This window comes from Vibrio sp. 378, from assembly GCF_033339435.1.
Window position 1 is genome coordinate 1 of record NZ_JAWOUO010000979.1, and the last position, 558, is coordinate 558.

The 558-nt window shown below is 45.0% G+C and carries 1 protein-coding gene; it reads right to left on the reverse strand.

What is annotated here, in order from left to right; genetic code table 11:
- The coding region (locus tag R7Q48_RS29905; protein WP_318134016.1) for a DUF5801 repeats-in-toxin domain-containing protein at positions 1-558 on the reverse strand (558 nt) is incomplete at both ends.

Consider the following 558-nt stretch of genomic DNA (forward strand, 5'->3'; position numbering starts at 1 on the left):
GAAATAGGAATATCTAACGTTAGGCTGTTTTCTCCCGCGCCAGCAGGATGATCCACAGGGCCCACTAACTCAAATTGGTAGCTATTGTCTTTTGCATCCAACGTTAGGGTGAAAATCTGCGTGTTCGTGCCAACAATCACTGCTTCATAGGTGCTTACACCGTCGGCTTCAGATACCAGTCTTAGTTCCACATCTTGACCATTTGACTGCAAACCAGCGACCGCGCCAGCTAAGTCAGAAACGTGATAACTGACGATTTCATCAGCGCCAGCAACAACGTTAAAGTGTCCATCTAACACTCGTAAGCCAGAAGTATCAGAGCCAGCAGGTAAATCATCTTCGTCAATCGTCAACTGGCTACTGTTATCCACCTCAGTGATAGACGGCACATCATCAACAACGGTGATTGGCAAACTAATCGTGTTCGACACATCACCATCAAAATCCGTGGCATTCACAGGGAAATCAATCACTAGCTCATTTTCACCATTGCCATTTGGATGGTCTAGCTGAGCAAATAATTCAAATTGATACCTATCTTCTCCAGCATTTAACGTA